The 23992-nt window shown below is 67.4% G+C and carries 20 protein-coding genes and 6 pseudogenes; 13 read left to right on the top strand and 13 right to left on the bottom strand.

Features of this window, described 5'->3' with window-relative positions; translation table 11 throughout:
* Window positions 1–735: 735 nt before the first annotated feature.
* Window positions 736–1110: pseudogene (locus ACZ69Q_RS11325) on the top strand (transposase); the annotation flags it as partial.
* A 346-nt stretch (window positions 1111–1456) separates the two neighbouring features.
* On the top strand, window positions 1457–2215 hold the full coding sequence (locus ACZ69Q_RS11320) for a hypothetical protein (protein WP_471039846.1): 759 nt from the start codon (window positions 1457–1459) through the stop codon (window positions 2213–2215).
* Window positions 2216–2278: 63 nt separating this feature from the next.
* Here ACZ69Q_RS11320 and ACZ69Q_RS11315 read toward each other — a convergent pair whose 3' ends face one another.
* From ACZ69Q_RS11315 to ACZ69Q_RS11295, 5 genes are all read right to left on the bottom strand, one after another.
* The gene (locus ACZ69Q_RS11315) at window positions 2279–3007 is read right to left on the bottom strand and encodes a hypothetical protein (RefSeq protein WP_471039843.1); all 729 of its coding nucleotides are present in this window, start codon (window positions 3005–3007) and stop codon (window positions 2279–2281) included.
* Between the two features lie 46 nt (window positions 3008–3053).
* Complete coding sequence (locus tag ACZ69Q_RS11310) at window positions 3054–4655, bottom strand: ISL3 family transposase (RefSeq protein WP_471039840.1); 1602 nt, start codon at window positions 4653–4655, stop codon at window positions 3054–3056.
* 148 nt (window positions 4656–4803) lie between these two features.
* Entirely contained in the window at window positions 4804–5565 is a 762-nt protein-coding gene (locus ACZ69Q_RS11305; protein ID WP_471039837.1) for a hypothetical protein, read from the bottom strand.
* Between the two features lie 614 nt (window positions 5566–6179).
* Window positions 6180–6497: a hypothetical protein gene (locus tag ACZ69Q_RS11300; protein ID WP_471039836.1), complete on the bottom strand. Its 318-nt coding sequence runs from the start codon at window positions 6495–6497 to the stop codon at window positions 6180–6182.
* A gap of 477 nt (window positions 6498–6974) precedes the next feature.
* Entirely contained in the window at window positions 6975–7334 is a 360-nt protein-coding gene (locus ACZ69Q_RS11295; RefSeq protein WP_471039833.1) for an ATP-dependent DNA ligase, read from the bottom strand.
* A gap of 164 nt (window positions 7335–7498) precedes the next feature.
* Here ACZ69Q_RS11295 and ACZ69Q_RS11290 point away from each other — a divergent pair.
* Window positions 7499–7692 (top strand): annotated as a pseudogene (locus ACZ69Q_RS11290) (arsenic resistance protein); the annotation flags it as partial.
* Between the two features lie 241 nt (window positions 7693–7933).
* Here ACZ69Q_RS11290 and ACZ69Q_RS11285 read toward each other — a convergent pair.
* Window positions 7934–8437 (bottom strand): ester cyclase, encoded by a 504-nt coding sequence (locus ACZ69Q_RS11285; RefSeq protein ID WP_471039831.1) that lies wholly within the window; start codon window positions 8435–8437, stop codon window positions 7934–7936.
* Window positions 8438–8451: 14 nt separating this feature from the next.
* Between ACZ69Q_RS11285 and ACZ69Q_RS11280 the strand changes: the two genes are divergently transcribed.
* The 3 genes and pseudogenes from ACZ69Q_RS11280 (at window position 8452) to ACZ69Q_RS11270 (ending at window position 10888) form a co-directional block, all read left to right on the top strand.
* Window positions 8452–9030, top strand: coding sequence for a PadR family transcriptional regulator (locus ACZ69Q_RS11280; protein WP_471039828.1), 579 nt, complete (start codon window positions 8452–8454; stop codon window positions 9028–9030).
* Between the two features lie 20 nt (window positions 9031–9050).
* Window positions 9051–10034, top strand: a pseudogene (locus tag ACZ69Q_RS11275) (NADPH:quinone reductase).
* A gap of 368 nt (window positions 10035–10402) precedes the next feature.
* Complete coding sequence (locus ACZ69Q_RS11270) at window positions 10403–10888, top strand: GNAT family N-acetyltransferase (protein ID WP_471040204.1); 486 nt, start codon at window positions 10403–10405, stop codon at window positions 10886–10888.
* A 136-nt stretch (window positions 10889–11024) separates the two neighbouring features.
* Here ACZ69Q_RS11270 and istB read toward each other — a convergent pair whose 3' ends face one another.
* The 4 genes and pseudogenes from istB to ACZ69Q_RS11250 all read right to left on the bottom strand — a co-directional run bounded on the left by istB (window position 11025) and on the right by ACZ69Q_RS11250 (window position 14975).
* The gene (istB, locus tag ACZ69Q_RS11265) at window positions 11025–11813 is read right to left on the bottom strand and encodes an IS21-like element helper ATPase IstB (RefSeq protein ID WP_471039825.1); all 789 of its coding nucleotides are present in this window, start codon (window positions 11811–11813) and stop codon (window positions 11025–11027) included.
* Window positions 11810–13036, bottom strand: a complete 1227-nt coding sequence (locus ACZ69Q_RS11260) for a Mu transposase domain-containing protein (RefSeq protein WP_471039823.1) — start codon at window positions 13034–13036, stop codon at window positions 11810–11812. Before ACZ69Q_RS11260 ends, istB begins: the two co-directional genes overlap by 4 nt.
* A 127-nt stretch (window positions 13037–13163) precedes the next feature.
* Window positions 13164–13373, bottom strand: a pseudogene (locus ACZ69Q_RS11255) (transposase family protein); the annotation flags it as partial.
* A 234-nt stretch (window positions 13374–13607) separates the two neighbouring features.
* Window positions 13608–14975 carry a pentapeptide repeat-containing protein gene (locus ACZ69Q_RS11250; RefSeq protein WP_471039820.1) on the bottom strand — a complete coding sequence of 456 codons (1368 nt, stop codon included), beginning with the start codon at window positions 14973–14975 and terminating at the stop codon, window positions 13608–13610.
* Window positions 14976–15495: 520 nt separating this feature from the next.
* On the opposite strand from ACZ69Q_RS11250, the gene ACZ69Q_RS11245 reads away from it, so the two are divergent.
* Both ACZ69Q_RS11245 and fxsT read left to right on the top strand, forming a co-directional pair.
* Window positions 15496–15885 carry a hypothetical protein gene (locus tag ACZ69Q_RS11245; protein ID WP_471039817.1) on the top strand — a complete coding sequence of 130 codons (390 nt, stop codon included), beginning with the start codon at window positions 15496–15498 and terminating at the stop codon, window positions 15883–15885.
* 89 nt (window positions 15886–15974) lie between these two features.
* Complete coding sequence (gene fxsT, locus ACZ69Q_RS11240) at window positions 15975–18107, top strand: FxSxx-COOH system tetratricopeptide repeat protein (RefSeq protein ID WP_471039814.1); 2133 nt, start codon at window positions 15975–15977, stop codon at window positions 18105–18107.
* Here fxsT and ACZ69Q_RS11235 read toward each other — a convergent pair whose 3' ends face one another.
* The gene (locus ACZ69Q_RS11235) at window positions 18108–19241 is read right to left on the bottom strand and encodes an aminotransferase class I/II-fold pyridoxal phosphate-dependent enzyme (RefSeq protein ID WP_471039811.1); all 1134 of its coding nucleotides are present in this window, start codon (window positions 19239–19241) and stop codon (window positions 18108–18110) included.
* A gap of 357 nt (window positions 19242–19598) precedes the next feature.
* Window positions 19599–19805, bottom strand: a pseudogene (locus tag ACZ69Q_RS11230) (transposase); the annotation flags it as partial.
* A 287-nt stretch (window positions 19806–20092) separates the two neighbouring features.
* Here ACZ69Q_RS11230 and ACZ69Q_RS11225 point away from each other — a divergent pair.
* The 3 genes and pseudogenes from ACZ69Q_RS11225 to ACZ69Q_RS11215 all read left to right on the top strand — a co-directional run bounded on the left by ACZ69Q_RS11225 (window position 20093) and on the right by ACZ69Q_RS11215 (window position 21592).
* Window positions 20093–20446 (top strand): DUF7878 domain-containing protein, encoded by a 354-nt coding sequence (locus ACZ69Q_RS11225; protein ID WP_471039808.1) that lies wholly within the window; start codon window positions 20093–20095, stop codon window positions 20444–20446.
* A gap of 42 nt (window positions 20447–20488) precedes the next feature.
* Window positions 20489–20650 (top strand): annotated as a pseudogene (locus ACZ69Q_RS11220) (IS5/IS1182 family transposase); the annotation flags it as partial.
* 315 nt (window positions 20651–20965) lie between these two features.
* Entirely contained in the window at window positions 20966–21592 is a 627-nt protein-coding gene (locus ACZ69Q_RS11215) for a hypothetical protein (RefSeq protein WP_471039803.1), read from the top strand.
* A 138-nt stretch (window positions 21593–21730) separates the two neighbouring features.
* Here ACZ69Q_RS11215 and ACZ69Q_RS11210 read toward each other — a convergent pair whose 3' ends face one another.
* On the bottom strand, window positions 21731–23077 hold the full coding sequence (locus ACZ69Q_RS11210; RefSeq protein ID WP_471039800.1) for a hypothetical protein: 1347 nt from the start codon (window positions 23075–23077) through the stop codon (window positions 21731–21733).
* Window positions 23078–23279: 202 nt separating this feature from the next.
* On the opposite strand from ACZ69Q_RS11210, the gene ACZ69Q_RS11205 reads away from it, so the two are divergent.
* Window positions 23280–23717 carry an ATP-binding protein gene (locus ACZ69Q_RS11205; RefSeq protein WP_471039798.1) on the top strand — a complete coding sequence of 146 codons (438 nt, stop codon included), beginning with the start codon at window positions 23280–23282 and terminating at the stop codon, window positions 23715–23717.
* Window positions 23714–23872, top strand: coding sequence for a hypothetical protein (locus ACZ69Q_RS11200; protein ID WP_471039796.1), 159 nt, complete (start codon window positions 23714–23716; stop codon window positions 23870–23872). Before ACZ69Q_RS11205 ends, ACZ69Q_RS11200 begins: the two co-directional genes overlap by 4 nt.
* Window positions 23873–23992: the final 120 nt, after the last annotated feature.

Below are 23992 nucleotides of genomic sequence, written 5' to 3'. Positions count from 1 at the left end.
TGGTGGTGACACCGACGCCAGGCGGCAGATCACTCCTGAGCAGGCACCGCCCCCCCCCGGGCCCCCGAGTTGGCAACGCCATGTCACGTGACGCCCAGCCGACGCTAACGGCTCCCACCGACTGTGCCGTCCGGCCAGATTCGGCTGGCCACCCAGCCAAAGAGCACTGTCAGCCAGCAGACGCATCCGGCCAGGACGCCGTCAAGTTCATGCAGGACCCATCACTCAGTGCACCTTGGATGACACACATCTCGCCAGCGAACTCGTTCGCCAGGCTGCCGCCAGGGTGAGCCCAACTGGCAGGGAAGCCCCTGATGCCGGGATCAGGTTGCGCGGCAGCGGTCCGATCGTCCCGTCCAGTGGGGGAGGCATTCCGGAGTGAGACCGCACGGCCGGGCTGGAACGAGTCAGACTTCGAACAGCGCGTCCCCGTGCGCCTGGGGCAGGCTGCCCTCCCCCGAACCGCCCCTCAAGACTGTCTCGCCACATCTACGGGACCGCAGGTCACAGCCGCCCAGCTATCCCAGCATCGATGAGAACCCGGAACCATATGCCGTCGATCAGCTGCCGCCAGGAATTAGGGGGCGGCCCCCCAACCTTCGCTCCCATGAGCAACAACGGCTCCAACACCGCCCACTGTGCATCCGTGAGATCTCGCCGCGCCGTGACCACGATCATCCATCACTCAAGATCCACTTTTGATGCACGCCCTAGGTCACAGGAAAGGTACCGTCAAGGTCGACCTCCAAAGACCGGCGCAAGGGCTTCAACGAGACCGACTACGCCCGCCTGCTGGATACCGCACACCAGCAGCTCGGCGGCCCGATCGTCCTGGTCTGGGACAATCTGAACACGCACGTCAGCCGCACCATGCGGCAGCTGATCGACGCCCGATTATGGCTGACCGTCTACCAGCTGCCGCCGTACGCACCCGAACTCAACCCCGTCGAGGGCGTCTGGTCACACCTGAAACGGTCCCTGGCCAACCTCACCAAACACAGCCTCGACCAGCTCACCGCGCTGGTGAAGAACCGGCTCAAACAGATGCAGTACCGACCCGGCCTCATCAACGGCCTCATCGCCAAGACCGGCCTCGACTTCCAACTGTGACTGAGCACTTCACCTTGATGACGATCTTTGAAAACGGCTCTGGCCGCAGTTCCGTGAATCCCCAGGATCTCGAAGACGCTGCCAGGAGGTGCCGCTGCTTTCCAAGCAGTACGCAAGACGATGACCTGTGACTTCCCACCTCCGACAAGGCAGCGCCGCCTCGCGCGGATCGTCCTGGATCCGCCGCGCCACCAGCGCGGCGTCCACTTGCCATGCCCGACATCCACCATCGGCTGGTTGGTCGAATACAGATGCGTCGCTGTCTGATGTCCGCCGTCTCACGTAGACGCGCGGTAGGTTCCCACCCATCTGAAGAGATGGAGAGAAGTCAGTGGATCCGCCCTCAATGTCTTCCCAGTTCACACCCGTCCTGCGTGTGCTCACGGGCCTACTGGGCGCGGGGGCCTTCGGAACGGGGGTTTTTGCGGTTTTCGTGACTCCGAACGGTGGCGCGGGGGTACTGCTTGCCTTCGGCGGTGTCTTGCTTGTTCTCGCTCTACTTGGTAACCGCATCGAGAGCTTGGAATTCGGTGGAGCCACGCTGAGGCTCCGTGCCGCCGCGGCGGAGAAATTCGCACTGGCAGAAGAGTCGGAGCGCCGCGGAGACATTGCCGCGGCGAGTCAGCTACGAGTGGAGGCTCACGCCCTGCTGGACGCCGCGGGGCCCATCGCAGCTGACTACCGGTCAGTGCGCAGCTCAATGCGTGCTGGTCCAGAGCGTACCTGGGCGATGGAAGAGGCCGTTTCCAGAGCTCGCCGTCTCGCGAAGGAGCAGCCATTCGAGCCAGCCGAAGTACTGCGCTGGCTGCGGGAGGGAAGCGACGAGGAACGTGTCACTGCCCTGGCCATGATGCAGGCAAGCCGTGAATTGCGGAACTTCGATGCGGCGCTCGAAGCTATCGAGCATTCACGCAGTGCATTCGAGCAGTACCACGCAATGCGGCTTGCAGCGCGCATGATCGACGACCTTGACCCGAACCAGCTAAGGCGGCTCGCCAAGGTCGTCAAGTCCCAGCGGGGGATTCGCTTCCGCCGGGACTCGGACCGGTGGCACATCAGCGAGGACATTCTCCGGCGCATCGATGAACGCTTAGAGACGCCGTGAGCGTCGGAGGCTTGGCGATGATGGCAGTTCTGGAAATTTACTCTGTCCGCAGTTTCGCGCAGCTCAGTCGTTGGAGGCCATGAGGCCCGTACGCTGCGCGTAGCTGTCCAAGGACTCGCCCGATGCCCACCAGGACCTGTAGTAGTCCCTGAAGGAATTGACGGCCTCAGCCGTTTCCAGGCTGTGTCCGCTCATGAACGAACCGTCCGCGGTCAGCAGCAGCAGAACCGCGGTGTCGTCGATGATCGCCATATTGACCGCGTCGACACCGCTGTCCGTAGTCACCACGCGGGCGTGGTAGTTGGCAAGGCCGGCCATCTCTTCGTAATGCTCTCGCAGCCACAGGCGCATGGCGCTCTTGCCGGGCTCCTGGGCAGGGACGCCGATGATGCGGTGGAATGACGCGCCGGGGTTGCGCCGAGTCCAGTCGGCCGCGGCCCTGAAGTACTGCTGTGCAGCCGGGGATTGGAAACTCGGCGGGGGCGTGTTGCGCACGTAGCTCGTGTAGACATGACGCTCGGCAGTGCGCACGAGACGGGCGAACGACAGGAAGAATTCGTCACTGGTGCGGTAGTGCGTGGAAGCTGTAGGGGCCTGACGGTCACGGATCTCAATAACGACTGATAGTAGGACATAGAGCACTGCATAGATGAGCGGTATCTGCCACTTCACGTCCCACGCGAAGAGGTTTGCGACGATCGACCCGCCAATCACGAACAGGAGAGCGAGCAGCAACAACTTCTGCTCAACAGATTGCAGATTGACCACCCGCCGCACCTGCCCCACCCCCATTGCGCCTGTGCACCGTGCCTGCGGGCAGGCAGGTGGCGCTTCGTGTCTACCCCTCAAGCTGAGTCAGGATGCGGGCCCGGAGAAGTTCGAACGAGGCTCGGCCGTACATAGCCCGCTTGAGCGTTTTCACCCGGTTTACGTGTCCCTCGACGACCCCGGAGCTCCAGGGCAGGGTGAGACCGGCGGTCACCGCGCCGAGGTCCTGGCGGAGGAAGCCCGCGAAGCCCTTCATGGGCTTCGGAGCGTCCTGCTCGGCCTGTCGGATCCACGCCAGCAACAGGTATCCCCGCTGCTGACGGACCAGGTCCGCGAACGTGCGGGCGAGGTCGCAGGCCCGGGTGATGTCCGGGCAGGCGAGCCGGACTTGAAGGAGTCGCCTGTCCTGGCTCTCGGTGAGCGTCTCCCGGGGCCGCATGATCCACGAGGTGATCTTGCGAGGGCTCGGAATGTCGGCTCGGACCGGTTCGGCGGTGCCCGCGCGAAGGGCAGCGAGGTGCTTGCGGACGACCTGGCGGCTGCCACGGTAGCCGCGAGCCTGGATCTCCAGGAACAGTCGGGCGCCGCTGACCTGGCTTTGTGCGTCGGTGAAGCGGGCGTTGAGATATGCCTTGAACGGCTCCAAGACGCCGTTGGGGCGGCGGTCGCGGGCGGAGGCGAGTAGCTCGTCGAGGTCGGTGTCGCGGAAGCGGCGGACGGTCTTGCGGTCGAGGTTCAGCCGACGGGCGATTGCGCTGATCGTCCAGCGTTTCTCCAGCAGACGGTGGATGTCCTCGTAGCGGTGACGGGTGCGTTCGATGATCTGGGTGCGGGGCAGTTCCGCGGGCGGTAACAGCATCGGGGGCCGCTCCGGCACCTCGGCCACTGTCTCCTCCTCAGCGCGTTTGCGTAGGCAGTTGCGGTGCTGGTGGCAGGTCTTCTCCACCGCGGCGGCCAGGTTTTGCAGCAAATGCCACCGGTCGGCGACTTCCAAGGCGTCCGGGGCAGCTTCCCTGACCGCCTTGGTGTAGGCGGTGGCCCGGTCCCGGCAGATGATCTCTGCTCCGGGATGCTCTCCGAGCCAGGCCGCGAATGTCTCGGAGGTGCGGTCGGGCAGCACGTCCACGACCCGGCCGGCCTCGACGTCGACCAGCACGGTTCCGTAGGTGCAGCCCTTTCGGAAGGCGAACTCATCCACCCCCAGCACCCGCGGCGCACGGTCCGGCACCGCCGGCGCCGTCAATAGCCTGAGCAGCCGGGTCCGGCCCGCGACCAGCCTCAGGCGGCGGCACAACCGCGCGGCCGGACGGCCGCCCAGTTCCACCGCGATCGATCGCAGCCACCCCGTCAGCCCGGTGCTGGAGCGGCGGTGCCGCTCGGACAGGCCCGCCACCTGCTCGACGAACGTCTTGCGGGAACACGTCTTCCGGTCACAGAAGTACCGGCGGACCCGCAGTTGGACTATGACCCGGCGAGGCCCCAACGGCCTTTCATCCAGGGCGCGTTGATACGTGCTATGTATGCGCCTCGCCTGTTTCCGGCAGTCCGGGCATCGACCCGGGCGAGCGGTGGACACGGCCTCCACCACGAGGACGTCGGAGGAGTCGCTCACGCGCTCCACTCGCACATCGATCCCGGGAAACAGCACAGCCTCGACCGTCTTGCTCGCCATGCCGGGACATACTCTGCCGAAACGATCCCTTGCTCACTCCACTGACCTGGGGATTCACGGAACTGCGGACAGAGCCAATTTCAAGAATCGTCAACAACCTGACGGGACTCGCCCACTGAAGCGCTCAACGCGGCGTAATGGAGGGCGTTTACGTCAACTCAGGCTGAGGCCACGCTCCCCCAGGGCATCGCGGAGCACGCGCAAAGCCTTCGGGTCCACGCCGTGCAGGGCCTTCAGCTCCTCCTCGGACGCGCCGGCGAGTTGGCTGAGCTCGGTGTATCCCGCGGCTGCGAGAGCGCGAGTCGCCTGCGGGAGCAGACGTCAGGCACTCTGCGTGCGGGCCGGGCGAGGGGTCGACGTCCTTGAAATCGAAGGGGACGCAGGCGTCCGGGGCTTCCTGGAGTGCCGCGCACACCGGGTCCATGCTGACGCTGCCCAGGTGCGCGTCGTGAATGCCCACGGCGACGCTGCCTCCGGCTGCGACGAAAGACAGGTTGGGGTGGCCTTCAAAGTAGCTCCCGGAGTGAGCCCCGCAGTTGCCGAACACGAAGTACGGCGGCTCGCCAGTTGCCGCCGCGTATGGCGTGCGGTTGATCGTCAGCCGGTAACTGCCGAGCCGGAACGAGGGGCGGAAGTCTGCGCTGTCGGCGAAGATGCCCACAGACAGGACGCTGATGTCGTCCGAATCCACCAGAAGCTGGATGCGCTCCCACTTCCGGATGTACTGGTAGAGCCTGTTTCCGGATGCCAGCTTTTCCGTGTAGTGCGGCTCGTCATCCATGATCTCGATGGCACGGGCAAAAGTCTGCCCGGGTCTCAGCTGCTCCACCTGCTTCCGCTCTTTCTCGACCGGAGGTTCCCGGGTCATCCATTGCGTCGCCCAGACCACGCCGCCGATGACAGCGATCAATGCCGCCAGCGCCGCCAGCAGTCGTTCAGCCGTCTTCCACTTCCGCCCATGCCGCCCGGTGTCTGACTGATTCGGCCCCCCCCTTCGCAGCCACTGCCCATCGTTGCGCCGCCCCTTCTCCCGTCCGCCCTTTTGCGCACATGGTCACCAAGGGATGGGAGCCAAGCGCGCAGGACGAGGCCGGTCGAGGGGAGCGGTACACCCGGTTCGCGCAGTCTCCTGACACCCAACTACGAGACTTGGCCGGACCGCTCCCATCAGGAAGCCGACAAGGTCAACCCCAGCAGTGGCAGCCGACGCATACGGTTCAGCAGCCGCATCCGCACATCGACGACTGCAGGTGCCCGCAGGCCGGGTTGATCGGGCTTTCCTCGGGGACCGGGCAGTAGCAGTCGCCCCCAGGGCAGTTGTGTCGGCACGTCATGCCTGTGGTCCGGCGGGAGGCCGTAGAGCCCGGAGTGCGCGATCGTCCGGGGGCAGGCCCGGCCGGCGCCGTCGATCCCCCGCAATGAGTGCGGACCAGGTTCACCCTTGGGAATACGCCGCTTCTCGTCCTCGGCGCGCTGCCCAGCCCGCCGCGACCTCGGCATACCAGTCGGTGGCCAGCTCGGCAGTCACCGGGCAGCCGCCGTCCGGGTGGGAAGGGCCGCTAGCGGGGAGCGGTGGCCCTTGAGGGTCGCGGGGACGGCGTCCCAGTCGACACGGCGGCTTCGGATCACCCGGTCCAGGTCAGCCTGGCGGTAGAGCAGGACCACGTCGTGCTTGTTCCAGCCGGAGCGGGCGGTGTCCGCGTGGGTGAGGAGACCGGCCCGGATCAGGTGGTCGAAGTCGGAGGCGCGGAGGCCGAGGATGCGTGCGGCGGCGTCGCGCATGTGGAGTGGTTCGGCTGCGAAGCCGGTCGGGTCCGTGGGCAGGATGAGCTGGAAGAGCATGCTGGGACCGTAGGAACGGGCACCGATAGGGTGTCCTGCATCTGGAGTAACTCGGCTCACTCTCCAGTCGACCTCTCACCCGATCGGACCTCCGACGATGGCGGCCGCGAGCGTGATCCTGCTCCGTGCGGCCTGCCGCGCCGGCTTCCGGGAGTGACCAGGACCGGGTGCAGGCCGTCTTCACGGACGCCCGCCCCAAAGGGCCGTGGCTGCGCTCTTCGTCGCCTTGCACCACTGGTCTCGGGCGTGTCACGTACTGCGCAGCCGGGTGACTGTCACTACGGCGTGTCGGGTCGTCCCGGCGAGGACCTCAACCACGAGCCCGGGCTCGGCGGTGTTGTAGGGCTCCCCGGCCCGGGTGCGTGCGCTGCGCGGCGGGCCGCTGGCGGCGAAGTGCGCGACGACCTGGGCGGCGAGCGGGGCTTTGAGGGACTGGGTGAGGGCGGTGCGTCCGTCGGGGAGGCGGACCGCGAGGGCTCACGGCCGCGCGGCTGAGCTGGTGTAGCCGACGACGTCGGCCTCCACGGTCTCGGCATGCCGGATCTTCCGCCAGATCCGGCCGGGCCTGGAGGGGGAGGTCGCCTGCTTGGCCACGATGCCCTCGCTCCCCTGCTCCGGCAGTTGTTGGTACCAGACCCGGGCCACCGCGGGGTCATCGGTCATTGGGACAAGCTGGATCGGGGGCCCGATGTCGTATTCCAGCATCAGGTCGGCGAGTAGACCGCGGCGTTCGTCGTAGGGGCGGGCTCGGACGTCTCCGTGCCCGGGGTGGAGCAGGAGGTCGAAGGCGGAAGCGCGCGGGTTCGCGGAATCCTGGAGCAGTTCGAGTGCGAACACGTACGCCGGTGAGGGACTGGTGGCTGTCCCGATGCGGGTTGACCTTCGAGTCGGGTTGAAGGTTTGGCGTCGATGGTGTGACGACATGCCGCAGTTCGCCGAGAGCTCCGGCGTTCCGGCCAGGATGCTGCGCTTCTACGAGGATGCCGCGCTGCTACCCGTCGAGCGCGCGCCGTCCGGCCGGGCAGAAGGTCTCCGACGCGACGATCACCACGACGGTGCCGCTGATGGCCGCCACTGTGCTGGTGGTGGTCGCCTCCCGGGTCCCCAAGCTCGGCGACAGCCTCGCCGATGTCGCCGCAGTCGTCCGTTCTACGTCGTCTTCCTGTCGGTATTCGAGGGTTGCAGTATCCGCCGTAGAGCGAGCAGTTCCCTACCCGGCTCGGTCACGTCAACGGTGACAAGGTGTAGAGCTCTCGCTGAACGGGCGCTGTCTGGGCGAAGACGCCGGAGCAAGAAGAAGACCAGCCTCTTGCGGTGAACCCGCGCCGACCGCCCGCGCTCCGGTGCGGGCTGTCGCCCTCTGCCACCGCGCGGTACGGCCCCTTCCCGGCAGCGGTAGTTCCGCGCGATAGCAGGCTCACGCGGCGCTACGAGGTTCACGGCGCCGGTAGGGCACCGATCTGCTGCATCACCCCGAGGAGATCGGGCTGGCCGCGTTCGCCGACGATCCGGCCGCCGGCCAGGTAGTAGAAGTTCATGGCCTGCACCGAGATCTTGTTGCCGCTCGCCGGGATCCCGAAGAATTCACCGTCGTGGGTTCCCCGCATGGTGAACCGCGCGGCCACGGTGCCGCCTTCGGCGACCGCCTCCTCCAGCGTCCACTGGACGTCGGGGAAGGCGCCGCGCATCATCCCGAGGACTTCCAGGTACCCATCGGGCCCCCGCAGTGGTTCCGGGTGGTTTGGCGCGTGGAACACCGCGTCCGGAGAAATGACCTCGCGGGCGAGATCCTCGTTGCCCGTGTTGATGAACTCGACGAAGCGGTTCATCACTGACTCGGTGGACTGCGATGGCATCTTGCTGTGCCTCTCCAGAGACGTTTGGGCGGGTGCCTGCGAGCGTAACATCGAATCGATGTTCACATCGATTCGATGTTCCATGCGAAGATGGACTCATGCTGGAACTCGCGATACTCGGCTTCCTCGCCGAGGGACCCCTGCCCGGACACGAGCTGCGCCGCCGCATCTCACAGCTGACCGGCTACACGCGGCCGGTCAGCGACGGCAGCCTGTATCCGGCGATCAATCGCCTGACCAAGGCGGGCTTGATCGAGCGGCGCTCAGACCCGGCCGCAGGAGCAGCCCGATACGTGCTCAGCCTGACCGCGGCCGGGCGGGCCGAACTGCTTCAGCGCCTGCGCAAGCCCGCCGACCACCAGATCACCGACTTCACCCGGTTCTACGTCGTCCTGGCCTTCCTCTCCCACCTGCCCGACGTGGCCGAGCAGCACGCGGTGCTGCGCAGACGGTTGGAGTTCCTGGAAGAGCCGGCGAGCTTCTTCTACGACAACGAGCGGCCCCTGCGTGCCGAGGAGATCGCCGACCCCTACCGGCGGGGCATGCTGCTCACCGCCCGCGCCACCAGCCGCGCCGAACGGACCTGGCTGCGCGAGACCCTCGGCGAGGAGCCGCCCGCATTCGACACCGCATGCACCGACAGCGATCCGCATGCGCCCGCCGCTCCCGCGAACTGACCGCCCCCGGAGGAACCTCGATGCTTGCTTCCTGGTACGACGACCAGGGCCCCGCCGCCGATGTCCTGCACGTCGGCGAACTCCCTGATCCCGTCCCCGGCCCCGGCGAGGTCCGCGTCCGCGTCACCGTCTCGGGCGTCAACCCCGGCGACACCAAGAAACGGCGCGGCTGGCTCGGCTCGTCCATGCCCTACCCGCGGGTGATCCCGCACAGCGACGCCGCCGGAGTCATCGACGCCGTGGGCGCCCAAGTCGACGCCCACCGCGTCGGACAGCGGGTCTGGTTATACGGCGCCCAGTCTTACCGCCCCTTCGGCACCGCCGCCCAGTACACCGTCGTACCCGACCACCAGGCCGCACCCCTGCCCGACCACCTCAGTGACGAGCTGGGCGCGAGCCTCGGCATCCCCGGTATCACCGCCCACCGCACCGTCTTCGCCGACGGCCCGGTCGACGGCCAACTGGTCCTGGTCCACGGAGTTCTCGGCGGTGTCGGCTCCCTGGCCGCCCAGCTCGCCCACTGGGCCGGCGCGACCGTGATCGCCACCGTCCGCCGTACCGCGGACCTCGACCGCGTCGACCCGGCCGTCGTCTCCCACGCCGTCGCCCTGGACACCGGCGAGCCCGCCGCGGCCATCCGCTCGTACGCCCCGCGGGGCGTCGATCGGATCATCGAGGTCGCGCTGTCCGACAACGCCGACCTCGACAACGCCGTCGCCGCCAACAAACGCCGTCATCGCCGCCTACGCCACCCGCACGGACCGCACCGAGATCCCCTTCTGGCCCCTGCTGTTCAACAACGTCACCCTGCGGCTGCTCGGCAGCGACGACTTCCCCGCCGAGGCCAAACGCCAGGCCGCCCGCGACCTCACCTCCGCAGCCGCCGTCGGCGCCCTACCGTCGACGTCCGCGACCGCTACCCGCTGGACGACATCGCCAAGGCACACGACCACGTCGACGCCGGCGGTGGCCACGGCCGCATCCTGCTCACCACCCCCCAATAGCGCAGACTCGGAACACCGGCCCGTCACCAGCAACCCCCGTCTCATTGACGGCTACTGGATCACTCACCTCACACGACTAAGTTCACTGTCAAAGAAGCCGAAACGACTGGGTTCGCTGTCAAACGACTCGATTGGATGACAAGGGACAATGCTGCATAAGCATCTCAGCTCCTGACCTTGGTGTCCCGTCGCAAGTGATCTGGGTTATGGGTGGCCCTGTGACCTGCGGCGACCAGATCGGTTGAGACGCCGGGGTGCCGGAAGTCTCAGTTGATCTGGTTCCGGATTCGCGGATAGCGGGGGTGTCTCAGGTGATCTGGTTCGGCCCGAGGCGGCGTCGATAGAGTGTCGCCGTGCCGTATCCGCCAATGCCGCTCCAACTCGAAACCGCTCGGCTGACGTTGCGTCCGTGGACCGAGTCGGACATCGACTCCCATCGTGAGCTCGTCGCCGAACGGGGCGATGGCATGCCGTCAATCGAGCACAACCGACGGATGATCGAGGATCAGCGCGCTGCGTCGGCACTGAAAGGCATTGCTCTGCTGGCCGTCATCCGCCGCGATGTGGGCGACTTCATTGGGTATTGCGGGCTCACCGTCGGTCGGGCTTCCGTCGATGAGCCCGAGATCGCGTACGAGTTGTTCCGACGCGTGCACGGACTGGGCTATGCGACCGAGGCGGCTTCCGCGGTGCTCGACGCCGCGATCGCGACCGGACGGAAGCGGCTGTGGTCGACGGTGCGTCCCTGGAACGCGCCGTCATTTCGCGTCCTCGAAAAGCTCGGGTTCGAGCGCGACCATGTCTCGGCAGACGACCGTGGCGAACTGGTGTGGCTCACTCGCTCCCTGCCGTAAGGGGCACATTTCATCTGCTTGAATGCGACCGGACGAGCAGCTCCGGCGGACCGGATCGCCTGGGACGAAAAGCGAATCGGACCAGATCGATTGAGACCGAGACCAGGTCGACCGAGACGGGACACTTGGCAGGCACTCACCTCAGCCCGTTGGTCTTGTTCGCCTTGGTGCGGGCCAGCCGGTAGGACTCCGTTCCGGTCTCGATCAGGGTGGCGTTGAAGGTGAGCCGGTCCACGATGGCTGCGCAGAGCCGCGGGTCGGTGAACGTCTTTGACCAGCCGGTGAACGCCTCGTTGGAGGCGATGGCGATGCTGTTCTTCTCCTCGCGTTCGGTCAGAACCTGGAAGAGCATCTCGGCGCCGCGGCAGTCGAGTTCGAGGTAGCCGAGTTCGTCGATTTCCAGAAGGTCGACGCGTCCGTAGCGGGCGATGGTCTTGCCGAGCTGTTTGTCGTCGGCGGCTTCGACGAGCTCGTTCACCAGGGAGGCGGCGGTGGTGTAGCGGACGCGGTAGCCGGCCATGGCGGCCGCGGTGCCCAGGCCGATCAGCAGGTGGGACTTGCCGGTGCCGGAGTCCCCGATCAGACACAGCGGGTAGCCCTTGGTGATCCAGTCGCAGATGGCGAGGCTGTGGATGACGGCCGGGTCGACGTTGGGGTTGGCGGTGTAGTCGAACTCGCGCAGCGACTTCTCGCGCGGGAAGTGGGCGGCCCGGATGCGGCGTTCGGCCCGGCGGCGGTCACGGTCCTCGCACTCGGCGAGCAGGAGCTCGGCGAGGAATCCGGCGTAGGAGAGACCCTCGCGCTCAGCGCGGGCGATGGTGTCAGCGGCCTGGGCCCGCATGGTGGGCAGCCGCAGCATCCGGCAGGCGGTGTCGATCGCGGCGTCGGACGCCTGGGCGGTGAGCGCGTGCTGGGCGGCAGTCATGACGAATCCTTCCGTCGCAGGTTCAGCAGTTCGTCCCACTGCTCCAGGCGGGGCAGCGGGCGGGCATCCTCGGGCAGTGACCCGGCCAGACGGCGTGGGGCGAGATGGCTGACCTGCGGCAACTGCGGGTCTGGCAGTTCCGTCTGGTCCGCCGGTGCCGGTGTGGCGGTGACGGTGGGGGCCCGGCCGGCCGCCTGGGCGGCCTTGCGGGCTTCCAGGGCGACCACGTCGTCGCTGCAGGTGCCCAGGTCGACGGCGGCCCGCAGGCCCGCCATCACGTCCGTGTGCTGCTGATGGCGGTGCAGGAGCAGAACCCTGACCAGGGCCTTCGTTCCTTCGATCTCACCGAGCTGCCGCTGGGCCATGGCCCAGAACGCCTCGTGTTCGGCGGTGAACGTGCCCTCGGCGCGGGCCTGGTGCAGCGCCTCGGAGCGGTCCAGGGCGCCGGGCTTGCGCAGCAGCACCTCCAGGTAGTGGTCCAGGACCAGGTGCTCCAGGCCGCGGCCGGCGAGTCGGGCATGGCAGGCAATCTCGCGGCGGCCCGCGAAGACGACCAGCAGGTCGCCGGTCAGGTGGACGGTGACTTTGCGGTCGATGAAGCGGACCGGGACGGAGTACGAGCACATCTTCACCGTGATCCGGCTGTAGCGGTCGGCCCGCGGCTGAAAGGTCATCGCCGTCTCGAACGCCTCCGCCGGCAGCGGCAGCAGGTGCGGCGCCTCCCGCGCGAAGTCCTGGCCGATCGTGCGGATCCGCGAGCCGATCCGCCGCTGAAGATCCCGCTCCTCGAACACGGTGATCTGCCCGTTGAGAACCTCCAGCGTCTCCACTCGCGGGACGGGCGTGAGGTAGTTGCGCCGGAAGTAGCCGACCTGCCCCTCCACCCCGCCCTTCTCGTGGGCGCCGCGCAGCCCCGGCTCGCAGTAAAAGGGGGTGAAGCCGTAGAACGTGTGCAGCGCGGTCCACTTCGAGTTCTCCTCCCGCAGTCGGCTGCGGAAGATGACCTTGCGGACGGCCGGGGTGAGATTGTCGTAGCGGACCTGCCCGGCCGGCGCCCCGCCCAGCACGGACAGCGCGTGCACGTGTCCTTCGAAGAACGCCTGCTGCCCGCAGGAACGGGAGATCCGGTGCACCGCCCGGCCCGAATAGGCCAGGCGGAAGGCGAACAGGTAGCACTTCACCCGCTGCCCCGCCAGATCGACCCAGACCTCCCCGAAGTCCACCTCGGCATCCGCCCCGGGTGGAGCCAAATGACGCCGCCCTAGCCACCCCATCCCCGGCGACGACTACGGCCCCGACCTGATCGCCGTCACCCTGGTCCACCCCGACACCCCGCACGCCGCGGCCTACCTCCAGGGTGAGGACGGCTTTGACGCTTGACGTCATGCAGTTTGGACTGCATCGGAATCTGCGGAAGATCCGCCAGGACTTCAGGCGCGCGACGCCGCGTTCGACCGGTGCCCGTGCCGCGGCCAGGGCCCGGTTGGCGGTCTTCTCGGTGAGGCTGAGTTCCTGCAGGGGCCTGCGTTTGATGCCCGTGGTCACCCAGGGGCCGCCCCCCAGTAGATCAGGGCACATCCGAGGATGAGGAACCCTTCGTTGCGGCTCGGCCTCCCCAGGTCGGCGACCTCCCCGGTCAGCGCCAGCGCATAGCGCAGCCCCCGTTCTTCCTTAAGGAGAATGTACGGCAGGTAGGCCGCGTCCCCGCGAAAGGTCGCGGTGCCAGTCCATGACGTCGTACGAGCCGAGATCGTGGAGGACCAAGCTCGCAACTGTCCCGGGGAGGCGGAAGGATTACGTCCGTGACGGATGCCACGTGGACGGCAGACTCAACCCGGCCGGCAGTGGCGACCCGTCCGTCGGGACCAGGTTGATCGGCGCGACACCCTCCGCGCCGCGGAAGTCGACGCGCCCACCCGAGAACCTCGCTCCGCTGACGATGCCGCCGAATACGACCCGGGCGACGGCAAACTGCGCGGCGCGGAAGTCGACCACGCCCCCGGAGAAGACCGCGTCGCTGAAGTTGACCATGCCTCCGAAGAAGCTCGTGCGGCAGAAGCTGACCGTACTGCCGGAGAACGACGCGCCGAACTCGACGGTAACGTCGCCGGAGAAGCGTGAGCCATTGAAGTCGACCGTGCCGCCGGAGAAGTCCACCCTGTCGAAGAAAAATTGGCCGCCGGAGAACCACGCGCCATCGAAGCTGACCGTACTGGCGGAGATCTCCGATCCACTGAAAACGATCGCGCTGCCCGAGAACTGCGTGCCACCGCCGAGGCGACTGCCGCTGAAGTGAACCGTGCCTCTGGAGAACCGCGCGTCGCGAAAATAGACGGTGCCTGCGGAGAAGTCCGAGCCACTGAAGTCGACGGTGCCGCCGCTGAAGTCCACCCTGCTGAAGTCGACCGTGCTGCCGGAGAACCGCGCGCCCCGGAAGTCGACCATGCTTCCGCAGAAGACCGAGTCGCTGAAGTCGACCGTCCCGCCGCCGAAGTGCACTTTCGAGAGATCGCCACCGTCGAACGTGACAGCTGTGAGGTCGAAGTCGTGCCCCCGCCACGAGTGCGGGTGCTCTTCAAGCCGCAGATGGTCGCGGATGAGGCGGATGATCGTGTGCCGCACCTCCCGTAGGGCCAAGTACGCGTGCCGGGCCTGGGCGTTGTCTGCCGGCAGGTCTGCCTCGACGGTGTACGGCAGGCGAAGGTAAGCGCACATAACGTCAATGCAGGTCTGGCGCAGGCGACGGGTGGGAGCGTCGTCGGCGAGGCCAGCCAGAGCGTGCACCCCGCCGAGGCGGACGGCGGCGGACTCCTCGCCGAGCTGGGCGACAGCAGTGGTGAAGCGCTCGGTGTGCAAGCGGGTCGCCTCCCGCAGGGCACCGTCCTCGTCGACGCGCTGGCGCCGGTACGCCACCACCAGAGCCACCAAGGCACCGGCGCCAGCGACCACGCCGAACGACAGCTTCACCAGATCGAACAGCGTCTGAGACTCAATGCGGGGCTCGGCCTTGAGCCCCCGGGCACCAAGGAGCTCCCACCCGGTGTAGAACACCGCGACCGCCACAAGGACCGCGGCGGTGAAGGTCAGGGCGAGGACCGTGCCCACAGGCCAAAGTCGCAGTCCGCGCCGCTCGGCCCAGCGCCGGGGCAGGTGTGTGTTCACATTCTCAGAAGACAGTCCAAACCCGCCACTGGTTGCGCCCGCCGCCGGGCCTCTGAGGAACCCCCCGGACAGGTGAGCACACTTCCCCCTTCATTCCCACTCAACGGGGCCGACCCCGCCTACGCCGCACCCTCGCCCGGACCACCACCCGTACGTCCAACGGCCCGTCCGCCACGGCCGGCCCGGTGACAGTCATGTATGCGCCTCGATGGTGCGCCCGCAGGCACAGCGCAGCGCCGTGTACTACGGCATCGGAGCCCGCGCGACGGGCCGTTCCCTCTCTTCGACTGCGTCCTTGATGGCCAGGGGGCCACAGCAACCGTCGAAAGCAAGACAAGGCCATCAGATGGACACACTTCGCGTCTTTCGGCCCGAACCTTGTCGGAAACGATTTGGCAGCAAGTGGGCCGTCAGGGTGTTTACTTGTCTCAGGCGACAGCGGGGAGGGACAGTGCCTACACCCGGACTGGAACTAGTGGCCGGAGCGACGGTCGGCTACCTCGTCAGGAACGTTCGGAGAGTGGGCACCCCTCCCGATGCCGAGGTCGACCGGGTCCTCGACGAGAGCATGGACGCCCTGCACGAGCTGGTCAGTGGGGTCGTCGGCGACGATCCCGCCGTCACGCGGCTGCTGGTGCAGGCCGTCGACGGCGAGGTGACTGAGCGCACGACGCGGCGGGCGACGGACGCGATCGCCGACGTGGCGGAGGAAGATCCCGGCTTTGCCGCCGAGTTGGCCGCATCCGTCGACCGCCTGCAACGCCACGAGGCCGGCCTGGCGCATCAGAGCGGCGGCAGCCTGACGCTTGGCCTCCAGGTCGAAACTGGTGGCGTCGTTGTCGGAGGGAATGTCGCGGAAGGAGTGACGACCGGGCACCACCCTTCGCCCCCGGAACCGCACGAGGGCTAAGCGGTTCCGGAGAGACGCCCGCCCACCCGACGATCGCGGCCGGAACGGCGGCGATCGCCGCCGGAGTCGTTGCCGCGCGCATCGACCACGTGCACCTGGCGCCCCCGCCGTCGAACGGACCGATCACCCGCTCGAGACCCATCCACGCGCTTCCGTCGCGCAATCAAGCCTTCACCGGGCGGATCGCCCTCCTCAAGCGCGTCAGCAACAACATGCGGCGCGCAGGAGAAGGCGGCGCCGAGGAACATGGCTGGGTGTCGCTCATCGGGATGGGCGGTATCGGCAAGACCCAACTAGCCCTCGAATACGCCCATCGCCACGCCGATGACTACGGGCTGGTGTGGTGGGTGGGCGCCGACCAGCCCGCCGCGGTTATGGCGAGCCTCACCGCCCTGGCCTCCCATCTGGGGCTCACCGCCGTGCAGCCGTCCCTGTTGATACGGGCCCTCTGGGTAGAACTGGCGGCCAGGAGGGACTGGCTGCTGGTGTACGACAACCTTGACGATGTCGGCGGCATGAACGATCTCCTCCCTCCCGAAGGAGGGAGGCTACTCATCACCGGTCGCGATCCCCGCATCGGACGGATCGGCACGCGCATCGACATTACCGAGTTCGAGCGAGACGAGTCGATCACGCTTCTGTCGCGCCGCTGTCCGTCCCTGTCCTCCGAAGACGCCGACCGGGTCGCCGCAGCAGTGGGCGACCTGCCCCTCTCGGTCGAGCAAGTCGGTTGCTTCCTGGACGAGACCGGCCTGGAGACCGCCGACTACCTCACGCTCCTCAAATCCCAGCCGACGGCGAGCGGCCTGGACGACCGCACGGTCTCAGCCCATCCCGGCCTGGTATCAGTGGTCGTCACCAGTCGTGACCGGCTGGTGACGACTGCCGGGCCGGCTGCCGCTGCTCTGCTCGACCGGCTCGCGTTCCTCGCCCCGGAACCGATTCCGCTGGGCTCCGATCCCACTGTCGGGCCACCTCGGTTCGGCGTCCAGCTCGGTGACACGGCGACGGCCGCTCTGGCCGTCCGCAAGATCGTCACCCTCGGACTGGCCCGGCACGCCGACAACGCCCTGCAGATGCACCGCCTCGTTCATACTCTGCTCCGGGCGAGGCTTCCGCTCTCCGAGCACGGGGGGATTCACCACGCCGCTGAGGAGTTGCTCGCCACGATCACTCTGGGTGACCCGGACACGCCCGAATCCTGGCCGGAGTACGGGCTGATCGTCCCGCACGTCAGGGAGCTCCTGTCGTCCGCCGCAGCCCTCCCCGGAATCCAGCTGGACGCAGAGGCGTTCCGTGCCCTGGTCCTGAAGGTGCAACGGTATCTGTACTTCTCCGGCCAATCCCGGTCCGCGGTCGACATCTGCCGGATCACCCGGGATTCATGGACGGCCCGGCTCGGCCCCGACCATCCCGACACGCTCCACTCCGGATACAACCTCGCGTCCAACCTGTTCGAGCTCGGTGAGTACGCACAAGCCCGGGATGTTGACCAGGAAGTCTGGGATAGGCGGCGCCGGATCCTCGGTAGGGACCATCAGGACACCATTCGTTCCGCGCACCAGCTCGCTGCCGACCTCTGCGACCTGGGGGACTTTGCCGGCGCGCGCGCCCTGGACGAGGAGGGATGGCGGCATCGCCGCCGCTTGCTCGGCGAGAGCCACCCCGACACACTGCAGTCGGCTCACTACCTCGGCTCCGACCTGTATGAGCTCGGCGAGCGCGAGCGGGCCCGAGATATCAACGCGGACGTCTGGAAGCGACGCCGGCAGGTCCTCGGCGAGGACCATCCCGACACACTGCACTCCGCGCACCATCTCGCCTCGGACCTCTGCGACCTGGGTGAACTGGAGCAAGCCTTGGAGCTGCAGCGGTGGGTGCTGGGGCAGCGGCGGCACCGACTGGGCCAGGACCACCCGGACACCCTGCGTACGGAACACTTCTTCGCCATCACCCTCCACCGGATGGGTGAGTATCCCCGAGCGCGGGCGCTGAACGAGGACGTCTGGGACCGGCGGCGACGGCTGCACGGTGACGACCACCCCGACACGCTCCGTTCCGCCTACAGCTTCGCGGACGATTTGTGCGCCCTTGAGGAATACACACGCGCCCGCGAACTGCACCGCGACACCTGGATGCGGCGATGCCGGGTGCTGGGCGAAGACCACCCGGACACCCAGCGCTCGGCCCGGGCCCTTGCCGCTGTGCCGTTATCTCCGTGATCAGCCCACACCGAGCTCGTCCGAGAGATCAGCAATCACCGCCGAGGCATGGACGATGATGTCCGGGTCGCGCAACAGGGCCATGCGAAGGTGCCGTCGACCCAGGTGCGGTGACGACCAGTAAAACCTCTCGCCGGACAGGACATGGACGCCTCGCTCGGCGAGCAGCCTGCGGACGCCCTCTCCATCCAGTCCGCCGGCCGACACCTCCAGCCATGCCAGGCCCAGCTTCTGAGTGTCGTCCGTCCTCAGAAATGAACCAGGGATTCTGCTCTGAAAGAGCGTCCTGTTCTCCACGACCAGTTCGCGTAGATAGCGGCCACCATCGGCCTCCGCGAGACACACGAACTCTGTGATCAGTCGGACGGTGAAAGGCGAGAGGTGCAGAAGGAAGTCCGAGTGCATTCCGATGACGGCGCTAACCAGCCTCGGCGAGACGCTGAGGAAGGGTGCCTTCAACTCGGCCGCAGGCCAGACCTTTCCCGTGTCCTCGATCACCACGCAGTCGATTCCAGAAGCAGCGAGGATCCTGTAGTGGTCGTAGACCTCCTCGTCGGACAGATAGACCCGGAAGCACCCGTCCAGAACGAGCAGCTTCCCCTCGGCCACGCAGTACTCGACGATCCGGGTGAACGCCGCCTCACTCACCACGGTACCGGTCGGATTGTTCGGGCTCACCAGGAAGATCACGTCCGCTGTGAGCGTCTCGAGCAGCGCCTCCAACGCGGCCGTTCCGTCCGTCAGTACGGTCTCCGGAAACGGCTGCAGGGGTACGCGGTGGCGCCGCAGGATGTCGGCGATGTTGTCGAAGCAGGGCTCGATCAGGGCCGCGGAAAGCCTCCGGAGGCGCAGCAGATTGGCTACGATCTCGACGGCCATCGAGGCGGAGTATGACATCAGCCCGGTGAAGTAATCCGGGATGTATGACTGCCCCCCGAGCGCGAGGTAGCGGCGTATGTACTCGGCCTCGGCCCGTTGCCCGCCTCTGCGGTCGGACTCGGCGAAGAAGCGCGCCGATTCGGCGATGATCGCAGATTCGGCGTGTGTCCAGGAGCGGAAGGCGTGGCCATCCGACAGGTTGTGTTCGAATGGGAGAGCGTCCACCTCCTCTTGCGTGAGATTGCGCTCGATCACCGTCACCCCTTGTGTGTTCAACCGACCGCCCCTGTCAGGGACTGCTTCTAATCGTCCCTCTTCGCCCTTACCATCCGCAAGCTACAGGTATGTCAACTTAACGGCTGTTCCCGGTTGTTGAGTGCGACGCACCTCTTGCGACCCGTGCCGGTCGGGCCAGGCTCATCAGCGCCTTGTAGCTGCACTTACGGGCGACGGCTTCGTCTGTCTCGATGCGGGTCGGCCTTCTCCGGGTTGGTCTGCGCGATGCCGCGTCGGCTCACCCGCGCACCCGGGCTCCTGCGTGCGCTGCGAATGTCGTCAATCGCCGCGGCCGTGCTCACCCTTGAGCGGCAACGCTGAAAGGGCTCAGTGGGTGACAAGGCTGCCGGTGTAGCCGCCGTCGGCCCAGACCAATTCCAGCCGGTGGTGCATGTCGGCGACCTGTCCGAGCAGCACGTGGGCGGCGGTGCGGTCGCCGGTGTCCGCTGCGGTGACCATTACGCCCAGCAGCAGGCCGAGCGTGTCGACCACGACGTGCCGCTTGCGGCCGTTGACCAGTTTGCCGCCGTCGAAGCCGCGGCTGTCCGATGCGACGACGGCGTCCGCTCGCGTCCTTCGGTCGCCTGACCGTCTTCAAGGTCAGGCCCCAGCTCAGAGCCTTGTGCAACACCCTGTAAGGGATGTCCCACCAATGGGGTGCCGGGCGGGGCGTCTGAAACGTCTTGGTACGGTTGTCCACATTTGAGTGGCCGGGACGTGCAGTAGGCCCCAGATCTTGTGGAGGCGAGGCAGTGCGGTTCGCCTGTCGAAACTTTGGACTGTCGGATCTGCCACGGCGGGGTCTCACCCCGCAGGAGGCTCCCCTGGCTGTGCTGCTCCTCGACATCGAGGCTGAGCTGTCCATCTGGGAACAGGGACGGGCGGTGTGGTCCGAGGAGCAGTTCCCCGTTGCCGAGCTGGCGTACCAGTTGGCGCTCTGGCTCCAGAGTCCGGATGCTTGCCATGAAGACTTCGAGCTGAACTCGATGCAGGCGGAGGAGGGGGTGATCCGCATCGTGAACTCCGGTCAGGGCTGGCAGATCGGCTCCATCCTCACGCCGGCCTTCTGGACCACAGCCGTCAGCTGGGATGTCCTCGTGTCAGAGATCAAGCACTTCGACCGCTCCGTGCGCGAGGGCGTGACCGCGATGGGCATCGACCCCGCCTTCATCCCGGAGCCCTGACAGCAGATCCGGTCGGCCCGCACCGACTGCGATGATCATCGTGTGGCTGGTGTGATCACGGCGTATCAGCCGTCTTGGATAGGCCCGTTCACCGGGCTGAGCCCGCACTGCTTCCGCAAACTCGTGACTGCTCTACGCCGTGAGGGAGCGGACGCCGTCCGGCGCGGCCGACCCTGGAGCCTTCGGCTGGAGCCCCAGCCGATCCACTCGAAGACCATCGACCACCAACTGACCGGCTGGGCGCACACGTACGTGCCGCGGGCCCGGAGGCACTTCACCAGCCTGTCCATGTAATGCCTCGCAGACACCGGGCAGGGGCATTGTGAGACTGTCTCAAGAGTAAGAAGACACCACCTGGCACGAACAACCAGCGCTGTTCGCCCGTACCATCTGTACACCGAGGCATCCTGCGGCACCTGCGGCGCCCAGCCGGGCCGCCGATACCTCACCCAAGAGGCGCGCCACGCACATGCGGCACAGCCCCACACGACACACATGCGCCGAGGAAAGGTCCACCCCATGCCCGAGACAACAGCCCCCGCCACCGAACTGACATCCCAGTACCTCGCCCAGGTGACCGGCGACCTTGAAAGCAATGCGAAAGAGCAGGAACGCATCAGCGCGGAGATCGCGTCCCTCCAAGAACAGCTTGCCGCCGTACAGCACGACCACACGGTGCTGATGAACGTGCAGCAGGCACTCGGCCTCCCCCAGGCGCCGACCCAGCCCACGGCAGAGGCCGAGAGCGCCGCGGTACCCTCCCCCCGGCAGAAGACCAGCGCCACGCGCGGCCGGAAGCAGAAGGCCCGGAAGGCCACCGCCCCACCGAAAAAGGCAGCGCCCAAGAAGCCCGAGGCCAAGTCGGCGGATGCCGCAAAGACGGCCCAGCCCACCCTGGTCGAGCTCATCCGCCGCCACCTCCTCGAACTGAAGGAACCCCGCTCGGCTGCTGAAATCTCCGCAGCGCTCGGCCAGGCCCACCCCGAGCGCCAGTTCGCAGACAAGGTCGTACGGGTCACGCTCGAAGGGCTCGTGGCCAAAAGCCAGGCAGAGCGCACCAAGCAAGGAAGGTCCGTCTTCTACACCGCCCCCAAGCCGGCCGAAGCACCTGCAGCCGAGGCGCAGCCCGCAGACGCCGACCACTGACAGCCGGTGCGTGCGGGCGTGAGCGCTGCCCCGGCCATGAACGGGAGCGTAGCAACGAGCCGATCGGCCCCGTGGGAGGCACGGGTGAAGGGGTGGGCCATGGGCGCACGATCGGCCGATTCGGTTCCCCTGCCCGCGTCAGGCCGCCTTGAGCCTGGCGACCTCACGCGCCCGTTCGCCGAGGGTGCGTGCGACGGACAATGAGGCGTACGGCTTGAGCTGCGCGCGCAGGTTCCGCAGGTGCTCGTCTCCGCGCGCTGAACTGATCATCTGGTGTTCGTCGAGGAATTCGGCCCATGTGGCACAGGCTGCCTCCACGTGCCGCATGGCCATCTGCCGCTCGGCGATCACTCCGAGGCAGTGCACCCGGCCCTGCCGTTCCTGGGGGCTGCGGGCTGCGTTCGAGCGGCGCAGGGCCTTGATGCTGCCCGGTCCGTCCTTGAGTGACCACCTGACGTGTGCCTCGTGGAAGTGGTAGGCAGCTTCGTCGTAACCGCCCACGGCGTCTCTCCTGTTGTCGGCCTGGGCTAGTGCGGTCTCCGTCTCGCGGAGCCGGGAGAGGGCGGTGGTCCGGTCGCCGGTCATCGCCGCGGCGGCGGCTTGCTGTCCGCGCAGGAACGCCACTAGGCGCGGTCCTGACGCCGGGGCGGCCTCCGCTGCGGAATCCGCGAGTTTCAAAGCCGCTTCTCCGTAGCCGAGGTGGGATGCCTGCAAGGACATGCCGCGCAGGGTCCGGCAGTAGGTGATGTGGTCTCCGCCTTCCGCCGCGAGATCGAGGGCGGAGCGGTAGTACTTCTGGCCTAGCCCTTGCTTCGTCTCGTACATCGCCATCCACCCCGTGAGGTAGACGAAGTCCGCGACGGCCGCGAGCATCGCGTTGCGCACAGTCTCCGAGGCATCGGCGCGCAGGTACGTCCCGATCGTGTTGGTGATGAACGCCGCTGCCATCGGTCGCGCGTGGCCTGCGCCGATCTCGTCCAGGATCTCGGCGACCTTGTCCGTCATTTTGGTCACGGTCTCAACATCGCTCATCCCGATCCGCAGCGTGCGCCCCGCGCTGGTCTCCTTCACGCGCTGGTCCAGTTCGTCGGTCAGCTCGTCGTAGGTGGGGACCACCAGCGTGGCCGCGTACATGCCCGCGGTCAGCACGTTGCGGCGGGATGGATCCATGTCTGCTCGGCTCAGCGCCATCACACCTGAAACAGCGTCGCGTTCTTCGGCCGGGTCGTCCCCCCAGCCGACTTCGGCGGACGTTACTGGCCGTCCGGCGAGCCGCGAGAGCGCCTCAAGGATCGCGGGCCGGGCCTGCGGCTTCGGCATGCTGCCGGCGAGCCACTGCGACACGCTCGACTTGTCGTAGTGCAGCGCGACCCCGAGTTCCTTCCCGACGGCGTTCGTCCGCCGCGCTAGCCGCGCGTTTCCGATCGCCTCCGTCTGCATCAGGCCCGCGAGGGCCGTATTGGGCGTGCGCGGTCGTCGTGCCATTCCAACCCCCGAGCTGTGTTCAACCAGTTCAACCGTGACTCCACTCTGCTCCCTTACCCCGCTGCGCGCACCGGAGTTGAGTGATTACAGGCCGTTCGGTGATCCCCATTGGGCAGCCAGTTGACGCCGCGCCGGCCCCTCCACCCAATCCCCCGCGAGGGGTCGGCGCGGCTTCCCCCGCCCCCGGACCAAGGCGTGATCCATGACGATGACGGCGAGCCGCCCCCGCGCGAAGGGGTATCCCGGCTACAGCGAACTCCGCCCCCGTACCGAGGAGACTGCGCCCCTGGCCCGCAGTCTGGCCCGCACGGCGTGCGCCGCATGGGGCCTTCCCGACGAGGTGACGGAGTCCGCGGCCCTCGTGATGGCAGAGCTGTTCGCCAACGCGGTGCGGCACGCGTGCGGTCCCTCCGTCCGAGTCATCGTCGACCGGCCCAGTGACACGCGCGTCTATCTCGCCGTCATCGACCGCGCACCCGCGTGCCTGCCACACCTGCGCACCCCGGAGGATGAAGAGCAGAGCGGGCGCGGGCTGGCCATCGTCGAATCCCTGAGCGAGCGATGGGGTTACGACCGGCTCGGCCCCGCCACCCGTCCGTGGGGCAAGCGCTGCTGGGCAGAGCTGAAGGTGACCCCGTGATGCCGCTCAACGGCTTAGACGGGGCGCTGAAGGAGGCTGCTGCGCGGCGGCGGAGAACCCGGATCGGCTGGCGGCAGGTCGCCGCGCAACTCCTCTTCGTCACGGTCACAGCCTTCGTGCTCGCTCTGCTCGCTTACGGCGGCGCCGAGTGGTGATCTCCGGTGGCCGGACGGTGCTTCCCCTTCCCGCCCGGCCACCGGTCCAACTCCGTCCCTCCGTGCCCACTGCCGTCCCCACCCGGATTGAGGCGGGGTGGCGCACGGCTTCTGTCCCTC

The sequence above is a fragment of the Streptomyces sp. NPDC036764 genome (assembly GCF_055609385.1).
Note: the sequence above shows the minus strand (reverse complement) of the source record. Positions and strands in the feature narration are given on the sequence as shown.